The sequence below is a fragment of the Acinetobacter sp. RF15B genome (assembly GCF_007558235.1).
GTDB lineage: Bacteria > Pseudomonadota > Gammaproteobacteria > Pseudomonadales > Moraxellaceae > Acinetobacter > Acinetobacter lwoffii_C.
The window spans coordinates 15,063-34,338 of record NZ_VLSR01000022.1; the positions used below are offsets into that span (position 1 = coordinate 15,063).

Annotated in this window: 15 protein-coding genes and 1 pseudogene; 7 read left to right on the forward strand and 9 right to left on the reverse strand. The window is 45.5% G+C overall.

Features of this window, described 5'->3' with window-relative positions; genetic code table 11:
• Window positions 1-118: 118 nt before the first annotated feature.
• Both hpt and E2K74_RS12675 read left to right on the forward strand, forming a co-directional pair.
• Window positions 119-646, forward strand: a complete 528-nt coding sequence (hpt, locus tag E2K74_RS12670) for a hypoxanthine phosphoribosyltransferase (RefSeq protein ID WP_151204850.1) — start codon at window positions 119-121, stop codon at window positions 644-646.
• Between the two features lie 172 nt (window positions 647-818).
• On the forward strand, window positions 819-1,076 hold the full coding sequence (locus tag E2K74_RS12675) for a GlsB/YeaQ/YmgE family stress response membrane protein (protein ID WP_151208028.1): 258 nt from the start codon (window positions 819-821) through the stop codon (window positions 1,074-1,076).
• An 88-nt stretch (window positions 1,077-1,164) separates the two neighbouring features.
• Here E2K74_RS12675 and E2K74_RS12680 read toward each other — a convergent pair whose 3' ends face one another.
• From E2K74_RS12680 to rpmH, 7 genes and pseudogenes are all read right to left on the reverse strand, one after another.
• Window positions 1,165-1,866, reverse strand: a complete 702-nt coding sequence (locus E2K74_RS12680; protein ID WP_151208030.1) for a DsbC family protein — start codon at window positions 1,864-1,866, stop codon at window positions 1,165-1,167.
• Window positions 1,867-2,263: 397 nt separating this feature from the next.
• A pseudogene (locus tag E2K74_RS15145) lies at window positions 2,264-2,629 on the reverse strand (cation transporter); the annotation flags it as partial.
• Between the two features lie 512 nt (window positions 2,630-3,141).
• Window positions 3,142-4,500 (reverse strand): tRNA uridine-5-carboxymethylaminomethyl(34) synthesis GTPase MnmE, encoded by a 1,359-nt coding sequence (gene mnmE / locus E2K74_RS12690; RefSeq protein WP_151208032.1) that lies wholly within the window; start codon window positions 4,498-4,500, stop codon window positions 3,142-3,144.
• 92 nt (window positions 4,501-4,592) lie between these two features.
• On the reverse strand, window positions 4,593-6,356 hold the full coding sequence (yidC, locus tag E2K74_RS12695) for a membrane protein insertase YidC (RefSeq protein ID WP_151208035.1): 1,764 nt from the start codon (window positions 6,354-6,356) through the stop codon (window positions 4,593-4,595).
• 5 nt (window positions 6,357-6,361) lie between these two features.
• A complete protein-coding gene (gene yidD / locus E2K74_RS12700) occupies window positions 6,362-6,682 on the reverse strand; it encodes a membrane protein insertion efficiency factor YidD (RefSeq protein WP_151208037.1) in 321 nt (106 codons plus the stop codon).
• A 9-nt stretch (window positions 6,683-6,691) separates the two neighbouring features.
• Window positions 6,692-7,084: a ribonuclease P protein component gene (rnpA, locus tag E2K74_RS12705; protein ID WP_151205259.1), complete on the reverse strand. Its 393-nt coding sequence runs from the start codon at window positions 7,082-7,084 to the stop codon at window positions 6,692-6,694.
• Window positions 7,085-7,113: 29 nt separating this feature from the next.
• Window positions 7,114-7,248 carry a 50S ribosomal protein L34 gene (gene rpmH, locus E2K74_RS12710; RefSeq protein WP_000831329.1) on the reverse strand — a complete coding sequence of 45 codons (135 nt, stop codon included), beginning with the start codon at window positions 7,246-7,248 and terminating at the stop codon, window positions 7,114-7,116.
• Between the two features lie 657 nt (window positions 7,249-7,905).
• Here rpmH and dnaA point away from each other — a divergent pair.
• The 4 genes from dnaA to gyrB all read left to right on the forward strand — a co-directional run bounded on the left by dnaA (window position 7,906) and on the right by gyrB (window position 14,168).
• Window positions 7,906-9,282: a chromosomal replication initiator protein DnaA gene (gene dnaA / locus E2K74_RS12715; RefSeq protein WP_151208039.1), complete on the forward strand. Its 1,377-nt coding sequence runs from the start codon at window positions 7,906-7,908 to the stop codon at window positions 9,280-9,282.
• 107 nt (window positions 9,283-9,389) lie between these two features.
• Window positions 9,390-10,538, forward strand: a complete 1,149-nt coding sequence (gene dnaN / locus E2K74_RS12720) for a DNA polymerase III subunit beta (protein ID WP_151205257.1) — start codon at window positions 9,390-9,392, stop codon at window positions 10,536-10,538.
• 27 nt (window positions 10,539-10,565) lie between these two features.
• Entirely contained in the window at window positions 10,566-11,648 is a 1,083-nt protein-coding gene (recF, locus tag E2K74_RS12725; protein ID WP_151208041.1) for a DNA replication/repair protein RecF, read from the forward strand.
• A 54-nt stretch (window positions 11,649-11,702) separates the two neighbouring features.
• Window positions 11,703-14,168, forward strand: a complete 2,466-nt coding sequence (gene gyrB / locus E2K74_RS12730) for a DNA topoisomerase (ATP-hydrolyzing) subunit B (protein WP_151208043.1) — start codon at window positions 11,703-11,705, stop codon at window positions 14,166-14,168.
• 71 nt (window positions 14,169-14,239) lie between these two features.
• Here gyrB and E2K74_RS12735 read toward each other — a convergent pair whose 3' ends face one another.
• Both E2K74_RS12735 and E2K74_RS12740 read right to left on the reverse strand, forming a co-directional pair.
• Window positions 14,240-15,403, reverse strand: a complete 1,164-nt coding sequence (locus E2K74_RS12735) for a zinc-dependent alcohol dehydrogenase (protein ID WP_151208045.1) — start codon at window positions 15,401-15,403, stop codon at window positions 14,240-14,242.
• Window positions 15,404-15,983: 580 nt separating this feature from the next.
• Entirely contained in the window at window positions 15,984-17,921 is a 1,938-nt protein-coding gene (locus E2K74_RS12740) for an ATP-binding cassette domain-containing protein (RefSeq protein WP_151208047.1), read from the reverse strand.
• Between the two features lie 214 nt (window positions 17,922-18,135).
• On the opposite strand from E2K74_RS12740, the gene E2K74_RS12745 reads away from it, so the two are divergent.
• Window positions 18,136-19,140, forward strand: coding sequence for a putative solute-binding protein (locus E2K74_RS12745; protein WP_151208049.1), 1,005 nt, complete (start codon window positions 18,136-18,138; stop codon window positions 19,138-19,140).
• Window positions 19,141-19,276: the final 136 nt, after the last annotated feature.

Below are 19,276 nucleotides of genomic sequence, written 5' to 3' on the forward strand. Positions count from 1 at the left end.
TTACAGCCGATGAAACAGGTGCATCTCAGGTTTGGATGTATTAAAATTAGTGAATATTCAGGTGTTGCAAGTCAACACCTTTTTTATTTTTCAATTTTCAATTTTCAGGTATCTACCCATGACCGTTCAAATGAGCGTAATGATTTCCGCTGAAGAAATTCAAGCTAAAGTCAAAGAGCTTGGTGCTCAAATCGATGCACACTATGCCAATAGTGACAAAGAACTTGTGCTCATCGGTTTATTACGTGGCTCAGTAATTTTCATGGCGGACTTATGTCGCGCGATTTCCAAACCCCATGAACTGGATTTTATGACTGTATCCAGCTACGGTGGCGGTACAATTTCAACACATGATGTGAAAATTTTAAAAGATCTGGACGGCGAAATCCGTGCTAAAGATGTGCTGGTGGTGGAAGACATTATTGACTCAGGCAATACCCTGAGCAAGGTACTCGACATCCTGCAAACACGTGAACCGAATTCAATCCAGCTTTGTACTCTGGTCAGCAAACCTTCACGTCGTGAAATTGACCTAGACGTCCAGTTCCTCGGTTTTGAAGTGGAAGATAAATTCATTGTCGGCTACGGTCTGGACTATAACCAGAAATACCGTCATTTACCGTTTATTGGTGAAATCGGTCTCTAGGATTGCTTGCCCAAAGTGGCGATTGCCACTTTTTGTGCGGTAGGATTCAGTCCATACAGGCACAAAAACACTACACCCTGTTGCAGGACTCAACTTTTTTCTGTTTTTTGTTTACCTCAGTATGATGAATACATGATGTAAAAACAAAGACATGATAATAAGGAGCTTCCTCATGTGGACACTTATCGTTGCTGTTGTGATTGGTTTTGTTGCGGGCCTGATTGCACGGGCAATTCATCCCGGAGATGATAAAGCAGGTTTTATCGTCACCACTTTATTGGGTATTGCCGGCTCTTTACTGGCGACCTTCGGTGGACGTATGTTGGGGCTGTATTCAGCCGACTCTGCGGCAGGTCTGATTGCGTCCATTATCGGTGCTGTGATTATTCTGTTTATTTATAATATGGTCACGAAACGCAAAACGGTGTAAATCCACACGGACATCGCCCAAAACTAGGTAAAAAAGCACCAAATCTGGTGCTTTTTTATGGTCTGTATCTAGAGTCTGTTACAGAAACTTATAAAGTAAATTCCTTAAAAATCTGTTCAATCTGCTCGGCCGGATAAGCCCCCATCACCTTAAAACCATTGGAAAAAATAATGGCGGGTGTCCCATGAATGCCAAGCATCTGCGCCAGTTGGATATTGCGCTCGACCGGATTAGCGCAACTTTTTTTACTTTTAGGCGTGATGCCTTTAAAAATCAAGTCTTCCCAAGCTTGCACAGGATGGTTTTCACAATATAGCTGCTTGGATGGCAGGATCGACTGCGGCTTTAACGGCAGAATAAAAGTATAAATCGTAACATCTTTCAACTTTTTCAGTTCTACCTCCAGCTGTTTACAATACGGGCAATAGGGGTCAGAAAAGATCGCAATCTGACGTTTACCCGTCCCTCTTACACTTTTTAAAGCATCCTGTAAGGGCAATTTTTTCCAGTCTATACTGTTTTGCTGGACCAACAGATCCCGGCTCAGATTATGCTGATCCTGAATACGCAACATTGAGCCTGCAATCAGATGCTGGGCATCCTGATTCAAATAGACAATCTGACCCTGCATGGAACCACTGTAAATACCCTGCATTTCAGTCGGCTGGATATTTTCAATTTTCAGTTTTGGATGTTGTTGGCTGAGGTTTTTTTTCACTGTCTCTACATTTGCCATAGTGAAAGTTGAAGCCAAACTGAACAGGGCCAATACCAAGGTTGTTTTAATCATATTTTTGCTCATTGCTCTAAAATTTTTTCCAACTCATTCTACTTAAAAACCATACCAAAATTCTGACCATTGCAATGGCTCTTAGCTAAAGTCTACAGATTTCCCACTTCACGTTTCACGTGGAACATCGGTTTCATTAAAGAGAATTGATTTCTACCGAAATCTGTACAATTTCCGCATCAATCACCAGCTCCTCCCGTGCCTGATCGACATTGAGACGGTTATTGATGGCTAGAGTCAACTACAGGAAAATTTGCCTTTCCCATTTCCCGGACATATCAAAAGCGGTAATTTTTCCCACTAAAAACTCTGCAATCATTTCTCGAGTTTTCTCCATTCTTGGATGCTCGATTTCTGCATCCCATACGGTTTCCCCAGGTTCTCTCGCTAAACCTCAAATCACTATTGGCATGGCCTTAGTATCCTGAATAGCAATCGGTTTAAACAGTCATTTACAGATTGAAAAGCCATAAATAGTGCCACAACCAGCAAGAAGACGGCACTCCGATCAGTAGCCGAAATTTCAATTTTCCAGCTGCCAAAACTAAAACGGTGATCTTGCGCATCATATCGAGCGCAACGGTAAACAAAATATGCCAGCCCCAATGCCCACTCATCAACCAACCCTCTGCAAGTAAAGCCATAGAATTGTAAATCCAGCCACCGAACTTCTAATAGCATGATGACTGTCATTAAAATGTTGGCCAGTAACATACGTTTTTTGTACCAGTGAATTATCTTCATCACACTGATGTGCCTGTATTCAGGTCAGTCGGACTTTTTGCACATTCTTCATCCTAGGGTTTAAATATATTCCCTCCACCGGATATTTATTTTTTAGAGGATTGTGGTGAATCCCTTCAAGAAAATAAAGTTATCAATTTTATCAAAAACTTAAAATTCAATATTCTTACTATTAAACAAGTTTTGCATTAGCGGCAGACCCATCCAGTATTAATGTTTTACAATAGGGAGTAGCCATTCAAGGGACAGTGAATGGTTTAATAAATGAATTAATCAATTTCATTGATACCATCATGCACTTGGTGAACAGGCCAATCCTCCTCCACCGGAACTGGATGAATTTTAAAAAATTATTGAAGGTGTATATTTTTAATATCTGGCTGCTAAAAGTAGAAAATGAAGGAGACCAGCACCAGCTTAGGAAGAGCATCTTTCTCATCTAAATCTTATACGCTTTAAGACAATACAAAAAAACAGCCTGATTCGGCTGTTTTGATCTGCGCAATATTTCATTGCCTGGCAAAGCTGACATTATTTCCCGATACAGAATGACCCAAATATTTTTCCCAGCAAATCATCTGCGCTAAAGTCACCGGTAATTTCCCCCAAGGCATTTTGTGCCAGTCGCAGTGACTCCGCGACCAGTTCACCTGCGTTATAAACCACCAGTTGCTCACGCGCTTCAGCAAGATAGTGCTGGGTACGCTTCATTGCATCTAAATGGCGGGTACGGGCAATAAAGGTATCCTCTTCCGGCTGGAAGCCTGCATGCTCTGTAATCGCCTCTATCAGCGACTGTACGCCTGTTTCCTGCTTGGCAGACACGGTAATATGGCGGAAGCCTTTTAAATCTCCGATTTTTGCCTCTGTACCGGTTAAGTCGGCTTTATTGCCAATCAGGATTAAACGTTTCGGTTCGATATACTCTGCAAAATATTCTTGAGCCAGTTGAAGCGGATCTTCACCTTGGCTCAAGTCATAGACCAGCAGCAGTAAATCTGCCTGTTCAATCTCTTTAATGGCACGGCGAATCCCTTCTTTTTCCACAATATCACCTGTTTCCCGTAAACCGGCGGTATCAGTCAAAGTAATCGGTAGTCCATTTAAAGTAATTTTCTCGTGCAGAACATCACGTGTAGTGCCGGCAATATCGGTCACAATGGCACGTTCAATTCCGGCCAAGGCATTCAGTAAAGAAGATTTACCGGCATTGGGCTTGCCGGCAATCACCACCTGCAGACCTTCACGCAGCAACTGTCCCTGACGTGCAGACTGCTGTACCTGCGTCACGGCAGTTGAGACCCCATCCAGCAAGTTTAAAATTTTGCCATCTGCCAGAAAATCAATTTCCTCTTCCGGAAAATCAATCGCCGCTTCCACATGCAAGCGCAAATGGATCAGCTGTTCCAGTACTGCATTGACTTTGGTGGAAAAAGCGCCCTGTAAGGAACGTACCGCAGAACGTGCGGCTGCCTGTGAGGTGGCATCAATCAGGTCTGCAATCGCCTCGGCCTGAACCAAATCCAGTTTGCCATTTTCAAAGGCACGCATGGAAAATTCACCGGCTTTGGCAGCTGTTGCGCCCAGCTCCAGCAAACGGCCCAGCAGGGCATTCTGGATCACCGGACCGCCATGACCTTGTAACTCGACCACATCCTCACCGGTAAAGGAACTCGGGTTAGGAAAGCAAAGCACCAGTCCCTCATCCATCACCTCACCGGCAGCATCATAAAACTGGCGAAAACCGGCAAAACGGGCATTGGGTAAGTCTTTCTGGGTTAAGGCCTGCGCAATCGCATAGGATTTTGGACCTGACAGGCGAATTACCCCCACACCGCCACGCCCTGGGGGAGTTGCAATTGCAGCAATCGTTGTGGTTGGGTTAAGCATAAAATTCACCTGCAAGGACTCAAAAGTACAGCCAAAAAAAATCCGCCTAAGATTACCATCTTAAGCGGATTTATTCAGCCCGTCAGTACAACTTAGTTGACTGGCGTTGCCTCATCGCGTTTGGCACGCTCTTTGGCCACGGCTTTATTGATCAAGGACTGCTGCAAGATCGTGATCAGGTTGTTCACAATCCAGTACAGAACCAGACCTGCCGGGAAGAACAGCAAGAATACAGTGAAAATGATCGGCATGATTTTAAACACTTTCGCCTGCATTGGATCAGTGGGCTGTGGATTCAGCATTTGCTGAATATACATTGTGGTTCCCATGATTAATGGCAGGATGAACCATGGATCCATCGCAGATAAATCCTGAATCCAGAGCAGCCATGGGGCATGGCGCAGCTCCACAGATTCCATCAGAACCCAGTACAAAGCCAGAAAAATTGGCATCTGCAGTAACAGTGGTAAACAGCCCGCCAGCGGGTTGACCTGCTCACGCTTGTACAGCGCCATCATTTCCTGAGAGAAGCGCATCCGGTCTTCACCGAATTCTTCTTTCATACGTTGCATTTCTGGTGCAATCACACGCATTTTCGCCATGGAGCGATAGCTCTTCGACGATAAAGGCCACAAGATCAATTTGACCAAGATGGTTAATAAAATGATCGCCCAGCCCCAGTTCCCCACCAGACCGTGGAAGAATTCAAGTCCGACAAACAGCAGTTTGGCAATTGGCCATAACCAGCCATAATCTACAGTCTGATTCAGACCCGTAGCCAGGTCTTTCAGTTCTGACTGGATTTTTGGACCGGAATAGAAGGTCGCATCAATTTCAGCAACCGTACCCGCCGGCACCGTGAAAGTTGGTGAAGTAAAACCGATGATATTCATGTCATCAGTAGACTTGCGTGATTCAAGTTTCGCGCTATAGGCTTCGCCATTGGCTTGAGTCAGTTTCAAGTTACCCGGTACCCATGCACTTACAAAATAGTGCTGTACCATTGCAACCCAACCACCCTTGGCTTCAGTGCTGAGCTTTTCTTCAGTAAAGTTGTCAAATTTTAACTTGTTATACTGCTCATCTGGTGTTCCCCAGGCACCGCCCAAGAAAGTCCCCAGAGTGAAAATCCCCTGATCCGACTTGCCTGGATCTTCTGAATTATCACGCTTGATCTGACCAAACATCTGACCTTGCCAGGCTTGACCGCTACGGTTAATCACCTTGTGATTCACCACGACTGGGTATTCACCTTCGATAAAGTTAAAGGTCTTGATAATTTCTACACCATCAGCCGTTTTAAAGACCATCGGTACAGACAAGACTTTGACCGTTTCGCCGGCTTTATTTTTTCTGGCTTTGGCATCTGCCAAGGTATAAGTGGTTTTTTCCAGCTCATACATTGGACGGCCATTGCGGCTGCTATCCGGCCCATTCAGGCCGATCAGACCTGACTGAGCAACATAAGTCCGTTTCGCATCGCTTTCCAGCATGACGAAAGGCTCATCACTGTCTTTGTTTTTGTCATGATTGAGTAATTCAACACGAACAATATCACCACCTTTTGGATTGATCCAAAGATGATAAAGGTCAGTTTGTACTGAAATAAGCTGCTGACTTACAGGTGCTGTAGCATCCGTAGCTTGCTGCGCTGGTACATTTGCTTGTGGCACATCAGAGGTTGCACTAGCAACCTGATTATTTGGCAAATCTGCTGATACTTCCTGCGAAACCACCACAGTTTCCTGCTTCGGTTGGGTTTCTGCATTTCCATAATCTTTTTGCCAAGCCAAAATGAGCAAATATGCGACAACAAACATGGCTCCTAGAATTGCAATCCTGGCCCATTGTTGCATATGTATTACCCCAAGTGGTTAGAGTGATTTTGGTTCATTAAACGATCACGAAAGGGTACAGCAACGTGAAGCGTTTGAGAATCTATTTGCTGAAATGAAATAAAACGAATCGCTTTCAAAGGCACAGGATCATATCCTGATCCACCCCAGGGGTGACAACGACAAATACGTTTAGTCGCCAACCACACACCACGTCCAGCACCATGTCGATGGACTGCTTCCAGAGAATATTGCGAACATGTAGGAATATAGCGACAGCGTGGTCCCAGTAAAGGACTAATCGCAATCTGATAGAAACGGATTAACCAATGCAGTAAACGTACCATTGGCGCGCTCTACTTTTGTGGGGAGGGAGCTGTTTTTGTATGCTTTTTGGCAAGACGGTTCAGTTTTTGCCAAGCAAATTGTAATTGCTGATGCAGTTCAGCATTCGGTACGCTATCGATCCCCATTTTAGGCATCACCACAATATCCAAATCACTGAGTTGCTGCTGATGCAGGCGAAAACTTTCGCGAGCGAGTCGTTTTACTCGATTTCGTTCATGCGCACGGCGCACTTTTTTCTTAGCAACAACTAAACCCAAACGGCTGTTCGGCTGTTCGGACGGTTTTGCAAGAAATAAGAAATGGGGTTGATGCACTTTAAAAAGCGCACCATCAAAGACACCTTTATAATCGGCAGCACAGCGTAATCGTAACTCTGTGCCAAAACCATAAAGTGCTGTCATAACACCCAAAGTCGGCAAAGCCTAACTGATTAAACAGTTAAGCTGTGACGGCCTTTTGCACGACGGCGAGCTAATACTTGACGACCAGCTTTAGTAGCCATACGAGCACGGAAACCATGAACGCGTTTACGCTTTAATTCAGATGGTTGGAATGTACGTTTCATCTCGAAACTCCCAAAAAGATCTTTCTATGAAGGTCCGCGATTTTAGTGCTCATTGCTTAAGCTGTCAATGTAAAACAGGTTTTCTTTTCAAATAAGTTCTCAATGCTAAATCGCTTTGAGGAATCTCATAGATTAAAAAAATCCCTTGCTTAAAAGTTATACACAAATTAAGTTATTGTTATTCATTTGAATATAAGTTATTAACATTTATATCAACATGGTTATCCACAATGTTGTAACAGGTTTAAATTTGGATTGTGGTTTTGAATTTAAATTTAACTGAATTATGTTTATCCACAGAAAAGTCGAATCTTATATATAAATTCAAATTTATAAATTTAAATTTATTACTATTAGGGAGGGGTTTTTCTGTGGAAAAGTCGATTTTATTCTAAATAAACATAAGCTTAGGTTGTGGGTAAAACTGTTTTTATTAATTTTATACTTTGTGGATAACTTTGTGATATATTTTATCCACAGCTTGCGGATAAACTTATCCACACCAGCCTTTTAAATTTAAATTTATCCATTTTGGACTGTTTTTGCACAAAATCTGCGGAAATAGCCATGACAGATGTGGATAACTTGGTTAGAATGGCGGCCCGCTTTGGCCGTCGCCATCTTTTAAATAAACAATGGAATGAATAGGGGATTCACATGCTTTGGACAGACTGCTTAAATCGCTTGCGACAAGAGCTCTCTGGAAATGTCTTTACAATGTGGATTCGCCCATTAGTGGCGGAAGAGTTAGATGATACTTTGCGTCTCTATGCTCCGAATCCTTATTGGACACGTTACATTCAAGAGCATCATCTGGAGCTGATTTCAATTCTGGCCGAACAGTTGTCAGAAGGCCGGGTACGTAAAGTTGAAATTCTGGTGGATTCCCGTCCGGGTGTCATCCTGTCTGCCAGTGAACAGCCGGCGACCACTACAGCAGCGTTGGCTTCGATGCCTGCGCCGGTGGCCAAACCAAAAAGAGAAAAAGAAGACACTGCGAAAAATAACCGTAAGCGTCAATTGAACCCTTTATTTACCTTTTCTTTGTTTGTGGAAGGCCGCTCTAACCAGATGGCCGCTGAAACTTGTCGCAAGGTATTAACCCAGTTGGGCGCATCACAACATAATCCTTTATTTTTATATGGGCCTACCGGCTTGGGTAAAACTCACCTGATGCAGGCAGTCGGTAATGCACTTTTACAGGCCAAGCCGAATGCGCGGGTCATGTATATGACCGCAGAAAGCTTTGTACGGGACTTTGTCAGCTCTTTGCAGCAGGGGAAAGTCGAAGAATTTAAGAAAAATTGCCGCTCTCTGGATCTGTTACTGGTCGATGATATTCATTTGCTGGCCGGTAAGGAAGCCAGTCTGGTGGAATTCTTCTATACCTTTAACGCACTTCTGGATGAGTCCAAGCAGATCATCCTGACCTCGGACCGTTATCCTAAGGAATTGACCGAACTGGATCCGCGTCTGGTCTCCCGCTTTTCCTGGGGTCTGTCTGTGGGGGTGGAACCGCCCGATATTGAAACCCGAATTGAAATCTTGCTGAAAAAGGCCGAAAACACCGGTGTGGACTTACCGCGTAACTGTGCGCTGTTCATTGCCCAACAGGTGGTGGCCAATGTACGTGAGCTGGAAGGTGCACTGAATAAGGTCGTGGCCATTTCCCGTTTTAAAGGAACACCGATTGACCTGGATGTTGTTCGTGAATCCCTGAAAGATGTATTGGCAATTCGTGCGAGGACCATCAGCACCGAAAATATCCAGCGTGTCGTCAGTGAATATTTCCGTATTCCTTTAAAGGAGCTGGTCGGTCCCAAACGTACCCGGATTTATGCCCGCCCACGTCAATTGGCCATGGGCCTGGCACGTGAATTGACTGGTGACAGTTTTCCGGAAATTGGCATGGCTTTTGGCGGTCGCGATCACAGTACCGTGATGCATGCCTGTGAGAAAGTACAAAGTCTGCGTGAGCAAGATCCGATCTTTAATGAGGACTATAAAAACCTGCAACGCCTGTTGCAAAGTTAACCGGAAACGCTCAAATTCTGTTCTTGCTATGCGGCTTATTTTGCCGCATAGTACACTGCTAAAAAATCAAAATTTATCTTAATCTTCAGTTGTTAGAGGAATGTACCGTGCGTTTAAAAATCGCGAAAGAGAGCTTACTGAATGTTCTATCACATGTCGTAGGAGCGGTTGAACGTCGCCATACCTTAAATATTCTGTCCAACCTGAAAATCCAGGTCACTGCTGAAGCCTTGACGGTGACAGGCTCAGATCTGGAAGTAGAGCTGGTGGCCAGCACTCCATTGGCCGAAGGCGCTTGCCTGCAGGCAGGGGAAACCACGGTTCCGGCACGCAAACTGATTGATATCTGTAAGTCTTTACCTTCTGCGGCATTAATTGACCTGCAAATTACTGATGATCAGCGCTGTATTTTAAAATCAGGCAATAGCCGTTTTGTACTCGGGACTTTGCCTGCCGATGATTATCCGCTTTTAAGCACTGAAAATACACAAGGTACCCAAGTTACCGTCACCCAACGTGAACTGAAACGCCTGTTTGAAAAAACTGCTTTTGCCATGGCAGTACAGGATGTGCGTTTCTATTTGACCGGTACCTTGCTGGAAATTGATGCCAATCAATTGCGTGCAGTGACTACCGATGGCCACCGTCTGGCCCTGTGTGAGACAGTGGCGCAAGCGACTACGACCCAGCCGATCCAGGCCATTGTGCCACGTAAGGCGGTGGCTGAATTACAACGTTTGCTCAGTGTAGAAGATGACCAGTTATCCCTACTGATTGGTCGTGAGTTATTAAATGTCACCATTACAGTAGCGAGTCGGGATAAAGAACAGGGCGATATCACAGTACGTTTCACTACGAAACTGATTGATGGCAAATTCCCTGATTATCGCCGTGTTATTCCGCGTGGTGGTGATAAACGTGTCATTATTGCTCATGATGTGTTCAAGCAGTCTTTACAACGTGTTGCCATTCTCAGTAATGAAAAACTACGTGGCGTCTTTCTAAACTTTAATGCTGATTCCCTGCAATTACGTGCCAATAACCCGGAGCAGGATGAAGCGATTGAAGATCTGGCGATTCAATATGCAGATGCGCCGATGGAAATGTCATTCAATGTCCAATATCTGCTTGAAGTATTGGGGGTATTGGATGGCGAAGATGTCACTATGACCATGACTGAGGCCAACCAGTCAGTCCTGGTTCAGGACCCATCGCAGACTGACCAGACCTATGTCGTGATGCCAATGCGCGTCTAAACCTTTTGGAAGAAATAAGTCCACACAATGCATATTACGCGTTTACATATTGAGCGTGTACGAAACTTGAAGACGGTTGCTCTCTACGGATTGCAGCCGTTTAACGTTTTTTATGGCCAGAATGGCTCTGGCAAGACCTCAGTACTGGAAGCCATTCATTTACTGGCTAGTGGCCGCTCTTTTCGTACCCATATTCCTAAAAACTACATCCAGTACGGTGCTCAGGATGCAATCGTGTTTGCCCAGTCCGAGACTGAAAAAATCGGCATGCAGAAAATGGCCAGTGGTGAACAGCTGATCAAGGTCAATGGTGATCCGGTGGCAACCCAAGGCCAGCTGGCCAAACTGCTCCCGCTGCAACTGATTGATCCGCAAAGTACAGATATTATTGACCATGGTGCCAAGCCGCGTCGCCAGCTACTGGACTGGTTGATGTTCCACGTGGAACCGGAGTTTTATCATACCTGGCAATATTATGCCCGGGCCCTGAAGCAGCGTAACAGTCTGCTCAAGTCCAAGCGTTTCTTAAGCCTGTCTGAGCTGGAACCGTGGAACCTGATGCTGAGTGAATATGGCGAGATCTTACATGCGCAGCGGGTGACGGTCGTGGAACAGTGGAAAGGCTTTTTTCAGGAAGATTTAAGGCAGTTATTGCCTGATCTGGAGATTCGTCTGGAATACAGCCCAGGCTTTCATAGTGAGACTGGTCTGCTGAATGACCTGACCCATTATCATGAAAAAGACTGTGAACGGCGCTATACCGAATATGGTCCACATCGTGCCGATTTACGGCTCAAGACCCCCTTGGGGGAGGCGGATGTGATTCTGTCACGCGGCCAGAAGAAACTGTTGATGATGGCGCTAAAACTGTCGCAAATCGCAATGCTGCATGCTAGTAACAAGGAAACTGTGGTATTATTAGATGATGTGACAGCAGAATTAGATTTAACTGCACAACAACGTTTAATTGAACGATTGAGCCAGCTAGGTAGTCAAGTTTTTATTACCACCTTAGACCATGAATCAGTACAAAAGCACCTCCATGATCTGTCTATTTCGTATCAGTTATTCCGGGTTGAAAACGATACAGTTGAAGTTGTTGTGCGATAATTTTTTTAATTTTACCCATCTTTGTATAAACCTATACTTTACTAGGGAGAAACCATGAGTTCAGAAGATCAAGCTGCTTCTCAAACAGAACAAACCATTGAAAAGGCTTATGATTCCTCTAGCATCAAGGTACTACGTGGTTTAGATGCTGTCCGTAAGCGTCCGGGCATGTACATTGGTGATACAGACGATGGTACCGGCCTGCATCATATGGTTTTCGAGGTAGTCGATAACTCGATTGATGAAGCACTGGCCGGTCATTGTGATGAAATTATCGTGACTATTCACGAAGATGAATCTGTCTCGGTTTCTGATAATGGCCGTGGTATTCCAACGGATATCCATCCAGAAGAAGGGGTGTCCGCTGCCGAAGTAATTCTGACCATTCTGCATGCTGGTGGTAAGTTTGATGACAATAGCTATAAAGTTTCCGGCGGTTTGCATGGTGTAGGCGTGTCGGTAGTGAATGCTTTGTCCAGCAAGCTGGAGTTGACCATCCAGCGTGCGGGTAAAATTCATCAGCAGGAATACCGTCACGGTAACCCGCAGTTCCCCTTAATGGTGGTCGGCGAGACCGACAAGAGCGGAACGCATGTGCGTTTCTGGCCAAGTACAGAAACCTTTAGCCAGACCATTTTTAATGTAGACATTCTGGCACGTCGCTTGCGTGAACTTTCTTTTTTGAATGCCGGTGTACGCATTGTGTTGCGTGACGAGCGTATTCATGCAGAGCATGTGTTTGATTTCGAAGGCGGATTGTCTGAATTTGTTAAATATATTAATGAAGGCAAGACCCATCTGAATGATATCTTCCACTTTACGACCATGGCTGAAAATGGCATTGGCGTCGAAGTAGCCCTGCAATGGAATGATTCTTATCAGGAAAATGTCCGCTGCTTCACCAACAATATTCCACAAAAAGATGGTGGTACACATTTAGCCGGTTTCCGTGCTGCTTTGACCCGTGGTTTAAATAACTACATGGACAGCGAAAATATCCTGAAAAAGGAAAAAGTGGTAGTCTCGGGTGATGATGCACGTGAAGGTCTGACCGCGATTGTGTCGGTAAAAGTACCCGATCCGAAATTTTCCTCACAAACCAAAGAAAAACTGGTGTCTAGTGAAGTGAAGTCTGCGGTTGAGCAGGCCATGAATAAGGCTTTTGCGGAATATCTGCTGGAAAATCCGCAAGCGGCCAAATCAATTGCAGGCAAGATTATTGATGCCGCACGTGCCCGTGATGCGGCACGTAAAGCCCGGGAAATGACGCGCCGTAAAAGCGCCCTGGATATCGCAGGCCTGCCGGGTAAACTGGCAGATTGTCAGGAAAAAGATCCGGCTTTATCTGAACTCTACCTGGTCGAGGGTGACTCTGCCGGTGGTTCGGCCAAGCAGGGCCGTAACCGTAAGATGCAGGCGATTTTGCCGCTTAAAGGTAAAATCCTGAACGTGGAACGTGCACGCTTTGACAAGATGATTTCATCTGCTGAAGTGGGCACCCTGATTACTGCACTTGGCTGTGGGATTGGCCGTGAAGAATATAATCCGGATAAGCTGCGTTATCACAAAATTATTATCATGACCGATGCTGATGTCGATGGTTCGCACATCCGTACACTGCTCTTAACCTTCTTCTTCCGTCAAATGCCGGAACTGGTTGAGCGTGGCCATATCTATATTGCCCAGCCACCGCTGTACAAGCTGAAAAAAGGCAAGCAGGAACAGTACATCAAGGACAATGATGCTCTGGAAACTTATCTGATTTCCAATGCCATTGATGAACTGGAACTGCATGTTAGCGCAGAAGCCCCTGCCATTCGCGGTGAAGCACTGGCGAATGTCATTGCAGACTACCAAACCTCGCAAAAGAGTTTGGCACGTTTGACCCAGCGTTATCCTGCCAGCCTGCTGGATGCCCTGATTTCAATCGAGGCCTTTAAGCTAGATCAGCTTGAAGATCAGGACTATGTTACCCGCTGGGGTGAACAGCTGCGTGCAGCAATTGAGCGCATTCAGCCTGGCTTACGTCCTGAACTGAGCCTGGAACGCTTTGAAAAAGAACTGAATGATCAAACAGTGGCGAGCTGGTTACCTCGAATCACTATTTATGTGCATAACTTGCCGCATCATTATCTGATTGATGCTGGTTTGCTCGGTTCAAGTGAGTATGCGCGCTTATTGAAAAACTCGAAAAGCTGGTTTAGCCTGCTGGAAGAGGGGGCTTATTTACAAAAAGGTGAGCGCAAAATTCAGGTCAGTAATTTCCATCAGGTCTGGCAGCATATTCTGCAAGACTCACGCCGCGGTATGATGATCCAGCGTTATAAAGGTCTGGGCGAGATGAATGCCGATCAACTCTGGGAAACCACGATGGACCCTGAAAACCGCCACATGTTACAGGTGACGGTACAGGATGCGATTGAAGCGGACCGTATGTTCTCTTGTTTAATGGGCGATGATGTTGAACCACGTCGTGCCTTTATTGAAGAAAATGCCCTGAATGCCGATATTGATACCTGATTACTCAGGATAAAGCTCAGACTAAAAGAGCGCCTTTCGGGGCGCTTTTTGCTTGCTGGATGAAGCGGTCTTTATGGCGTCAGAATAATTTTACGACAATCCTGTTCACGTTGATCAAAAATACGATAGGCTTCCGCCGCTTCTTCCAGCTTCATGCGGTGGGTAATAATCACGTCTGGCGAAAGATTGCCATTTTCAATATGCTCCAGCAATTCGGGCAGGAATTTATGCACATGGGTTTGTCCCATTTTAAAGGTCAAGCCTTTATCAAAAGCGTCCCCAAACAGGAAGCCATGAATTGGTCCGGCATAAACTCCCGGGACACTCACCACCCCACCACGACGTACTGCGGCGATACATTGGCGTAGGGCAAAACCACTGGAACCTTCAATTTTCAGATTGGTCATCACGGTTTCTACCAGGCTGCCTTTGGCTTCAAAACCAACCGCATCAATCACGGCATCTACACCCCGATGACCGGCAGTATTCTGGATGATAAATTCTGCCGCATCGACCTCATCAAAATTAACCGGAATCGCTCCATAGGTCTGATGGGCAAAACGCAGGCGATAAGGATGATGATCGACCATAAAAATTTGCTCGGCACCCAGCATACGGGCACAGGCGGCAGCAAGCAGACCGACCGGACCCGCTCCATAAATCGCAAGACTGGAACCGCGACCGACCTGCGCATTGCTCACGGCTTGCCAAGCGGTGGGCAGAATATCCGTCAAGAACAGGACTTTTTCATCTGGTAATGAGCCGGGGACTTTAAAAGGCCCGACATTGCCTTTGGGAACCCGCACATATTCAGCCTGCCCCCCAGGAACGCCACCATACAGATGGCTATAACCAAACAGGGCTGCACCGGGTGGAATCTGTTTTTTATTCAGGATCGCCCCGTGACCGCTGTTGGTATTTTCACAGGCAGCCATCAATTCATGTTCGCAGAAAAAACAGTGACCACATGCGATCACAAAGGGAATAATAACCCGGTCTCCTTTTTTGACCGAGCTGACTTCCGGGCCGACGTCTTCCACGATGCCCATAAACTCATGCCCGAAAATATCACCCTGTTCTGTGGCCGGAATTTTTCCTCGATAAAGATGCAAATCTGAACCACAGATCGCGGTGGCAGTCACCCTTAAAATGACATCATCTGGTTCCTGAATAACCGGATCTGGAACAGATTCAACTCGTACATCTCGAATACCATGATAGCTAAGAGCACGCATGCGGATCTCCTCTCTCGTTCAATATTCAACAGACTCATCTCAAGACTGCCAGAAATTAAAAACCTTTTTTATTAGAGCCCGAGAAAGCGAGGAAGCGCTGTAAATTAATGTATGAAATAGGATATCCAACTGTTTAAAAAATAAACTTATAGAGGCCTTGCGTAATTCCCTGCTAAAACAGCTTGAAACTTTTTAAACTGGAGGAAAGAAAAAATTTTGAATCAAATAGATGAATTTGAGTGTTAAAAAAAGAGGTTAACTAGATAAACAGTGAGGGGCTGTTGATCATTGTGTAAATAGATTGCGTGATAAGCTAAACCTGAGCAGATGAGGCAGGAAACTTGGCAATAGCGAGACTATTGCCAAGTTTCATAACAAAATCTGGAAAAATTTTAGCGCCAGACGTTCAGGATAAGCATATTTTTTACTGCTAGCTGGTTATGACTCATTCCTTTAGAAGGACTGAATTTCCTGCCTCATATCAGCATAAAAACTCTTGCGAAATATAGCTCTCATGTTGCAGACATAGGCGAATTGTCCACCGCGCCTCAGCTCTTTAAGATAAAAAAGTGGTCAGAGCTCAGCTGTCCAGAAATGACTGCTCCAGCGTTTCCAGCTCCATCATAAGTTCCAGCATATGTTCTTCGGCCTGTTCCAGCTTCTGTTTGAGTTCGGTCTGCTCATTCATCAGCTTTAGCAGGTCATCTTTGCGTGATGCCTCATATAAAGCGCTATTGGCCAGTAAGTCTTCAATCTCACCCAGACGCCGTTGCAGCTTTTCAATCTGGGTTTCATACTTTTCAATATTCTTGCGGATGGGACGGGTCTGCTCGCGGCGCTGGGCTGCCAGTTTACGTTGGGCTTCCTTATCGACTTTCTGTGCAGCCGGCTTCGTCTCTGTAACTGCTTGAGCCTTAACTAAGCTATTTTGCGCATTGATCTGCTGCTGGCGTGCTTCGCGTAACCATTTGGCATAGTCCTGCAAATCTCCCTCAAACTCTGTACAGCGCCCGCCATGTACCAGCAGCAACTCGTCACAGACCGTAGCGATGAGTTGTCGCTCATGCGATACCAGTACCACAGCACCCTCAAAGTCTTGTAAGGCCATGGTCAGGGCATGACGCATATCGAGATCTAAATGGTTGGTGGGCTCATCCAGAATCAGCACATTTGGACGTTGCCAGACAATCAGCGCCAGCGCCAGACGCGCACGCTCACCACCAGAGAAGCTTTCACAAGATGTATCCATCCGTTCGCCACTAAAGCCGAAACTACCCAGGAAAGCCCTTAAGCGGGCTTCGCTGATTTTTGGATCAGCAAGACGTGCCAGTTGCAGCATTGGACTGGCTTGGCCATCTAAGGCATCCATCTGGTGCTGGGCAAAATACCCGATATTCAGGAGTTCAGAGGCCTTACGCTGACCATTTAACAGAGGTAAATCACCGACAAGAGACTTGATCAGGGTCGATTTACCCGCACCATTCATACCGAGCAGACCAATCCGGGAATTTGGTGTGATTTGCAGATTGATGTTCTGGGCAATGGACTTATCACCATAGCCAATTTCTGCCTGCTCCAGCGTCAGCAGTGGCGAACTCATTTTTGTCGGCTCACGGAAACTGAAGGTAAATGGCGTATCGATATGGGCAGGTGCCAGCTCCTGCATACGCTCCAGCATTTTGATCCGGCTTTGGGCCTGGCGGGCCTTGGTTGCTTTCGCCTTGAAACGGTCAATAAATTTTTGCAGATGAGCGCGTGTTTCCTGCTGCTTTTCAAAGGCCTGTTGCTGCTGGGATAGGCGTTCACTGCGGGTCACTTCAAAGGTCGAGTAATTACCGGTATAAAGCGTCAGTTCCTGATTCTCGATATGCAGAATATGATCAATCACCGCATCCAGAAAATCGCGGTCATGCGAAATCAGTACCAAAGTCCCTTCATAAGCTTTTAACCAGTCTTCTAGCCACAGAATCGCATCTAGGTCCAAATGGTTGGTCGGCTCATCGAGTAATAGTAAATCTGAACGGCTCATCAGGGTCCGTGCCAGATTCAGGCGCATCCGCCAGCCACCAGAAAAACTGGACACCGCTAGACCAAGCTGGTGATCCATAAAACCGAGGCCAGCCATCAGTTGTGCCGCCTTGGCCGGTGCCGAATAACCATGAATCTCGTCAAAACGGCCATGTAGCTGGGCCAGCTCCGTATCAGAAAGCTGTTCAGGCTGTGCCAGCTGCTGCTGGATATGCCAGTATTCTTCATCTCCTGACAGCACAAAATCAATGGCTGGCATGTCCAGCGCTTTAATTTCTTGTGCCATATGCGCTACGGTCCATATTGATGGACGGCTCAGTGAACCTTCATCAGCTCCCAGCTCTCCGAGTAGCGCGGCAAACAGGGTGGACTTGCCTGCGCCATTGACTCCGGTTAAACCAATTTTCCAGCCAGGATGCAGCTGCATGGACGCTTTTTGAAATAATACTCGCCCACCACGGCGTAAGGAAACTTGGTCAAACTGAATCATTGAACTTACTAACACGGGCAAAAAATAATAGCGCTATTCTAATAGAAAGCTCGCTGAAAACAAAAAAGACTTCCATCGCAATTTGCAGATGACCTGTCTTTTAAAAACTTTAAATTTGGTTATGATAGAAATAATTAGAATAATTACTCTAATTTTTTAAAAATAATAGATTGCTGTTTATTTTAATGAACGGATTACAGCGAGTTCAATAAAAATGAAAAAACAATTTTTGATTTTATCGCTCATGACAATACTGGCCTCAACTGCTTCTGCCACGCCGCAGCAAGTTTGCGTATTTGATCTGCTCGGAAAGTCGGGCGAATCTTACAAGCTGATTGAAGAATGGGCGCTGGCCAGTAAACAGTGGGGGGCGGGCGTTCAGCTACGTGGCTATCAGGATGAAGCCAAAGTGGATCAGGACGTCAGATCTGGAAAATGCGATGCGTTTTACATGACCTCCATGCGCGCCCGAACCTATAACAAATTTGCCGGTTCGATTGATGCGCTAGGTGGTGTACCGAGCAATGATATTGCAATGAAGGCCATCAGTTATGTACTGGACAAGCGTAATAGCAAACGGCTTGTCAGCCAAAATGGCAAGGAAAAATTTGAAGTCGCAGGCATTGGCCAGATTGGACCGGCCTATATTTTTGTCCGTGACCGCAGCATGAATCAGCTGGAACATATCAAAGATAAAAAGTTTGCGGTGCTGCACTATGATCATGCCCAAACCAGCATGGTCAAACGTATTGAAGCCATTCCGGTGAAATCGGACATTTCTAACTTTATCCGTAAATTTAATCAGGGTGAAGTCGACATCGTCGCTGCGCCGGCTTATGCCTTTAAACCCTTGGAAATGTCCAAAGGTTTGGGCAGCAAAGGAGCCATGATTAATTTTCCCGTGGTTAATGTCACAGCAGATCTGATTATCCGTCCGGAAAAATTTCCGCCTCAATTTGCGGCTCAATCTCGGGAATGGTTTATCAAGCAGCTGCCGCGCAGTTTTGCTATGGTAAAACGTATGGAAGCAGAGATTCCGAGCAAATATATTCTGAACCTGAGCCGGGAGGAGCAGCTGAATTATCAAAAGATTCTTCGTGACGGCCGTATGGATCTGACCAGGCAGGGGATTTATGACCCGATGATGATGACCGTGCTCAAGCGGGCGCGCTGTACGGTGGAAAGAACCAATTTTGAGTGTTCAATTAGCGGTGAATAAAAACAGTATGTTTTATTTTGTAATTGTCTTTTCAGATATATAAAAATATAGATGAATTTATATAATATAAGTATTTGAAATTAAATAACTTAAATGGGTAATAAAAAAATATATGCATGAAAAGACATATAAATTT

Bases quoted from the DNA above. Each gene is read 5' to 3' on its own strand.
- E2K74_RS12740 (WP_151208047.1), bottom strand. From the start codon at position 17,921: ATGATTCAGTTTGACCAAGTTTCCTTACGCCGTGGTGGGCGAGTATTA.
- dnaA (WP_151208039.1), top strand. From the start codon at position 7,906: ATGCTTTGGACAGACTGCTTAAATCGCTTGCGACAAGAGCTCTCTGGA.
- recF (WP_151208041.1), top strand. From the start codon at position 10,566: ATGCATATTACGCGTTTACATATTGAGCGTGTACGAAACTTGAAGACG.
- yidC (WP_151208035.1), bottom strand. From the start codon at position 6,356: ATGCAACAATGGGCCAGGATTGCAATTCTAGGAGCCATGTTTGTTGTC.
- mnmE (WP_151208032.1), bottom strand. From the start codon at position 4,500: ATGCTTAACCCAACCACAACGATTGCTGCAATTGCAACTCCCCCAGGG.
- E2K74_RS12680 (WP_151208030.1), bottom strand. From the start codon at position 1,866: ATGATTAAAACAACCTTGGTATTGGCCCTGTTCAGTTTGGCTTCAACT.
- E2K74_RS12735 (WP_151208045.1), bottom strand. From the start codon at position 15,403: ATGCGTGCTCTTAGCTATCATGGTATTCGAGATGTACGAGTTGAATCT.
- E2K74_RS12745 (WP_151208049.1), top strand. From the start codon at position 18,136: ATGAAAAAACAATTTTTGATTTTATCGCTCATGACAATACTGGCCTCA.
- rpmH (WP_000831329.1), bottom strand. From the start codon at position 7,248: ATGAAACGTACATTCCAACCATCTGAATTAAAGCGTAAACGCGTTCAT.
- E2K74_RS12675 (WP_151208028.1), top strand. From the start codon at position 819: ATGTGGACACTTATCGTTGCTGTTGTGATTGGTTTTGTTGCGGGCCTG.
- gyrB (WP_151208043.1), top strand. From the start codon at position 11,703: ATGAGTTCAGAAGATCAAGCTGCTTCTCAAACAGAACAAACCATTGAA.
- yidD (WP_151208037.1), bottom strand. From the start codon at position 6,682: ATGGTACGTTTACTGCATTGGTTAATCCGTTTCTATCAGATTGCGATT.
- hpt (WP_151204850.1), top strand. From the start codon at position 119: ATGACCGTTCAAATGAGCGTAATGATTTCCGCTGAAGAAATTCAAGCT.
- rnpA (WP_151205259.1), bottom strand. From the start codon at position 7,084: ATGACAGCACTTTATGGTTTTGGCACAGAGTTACGATTACGCTGTGCT.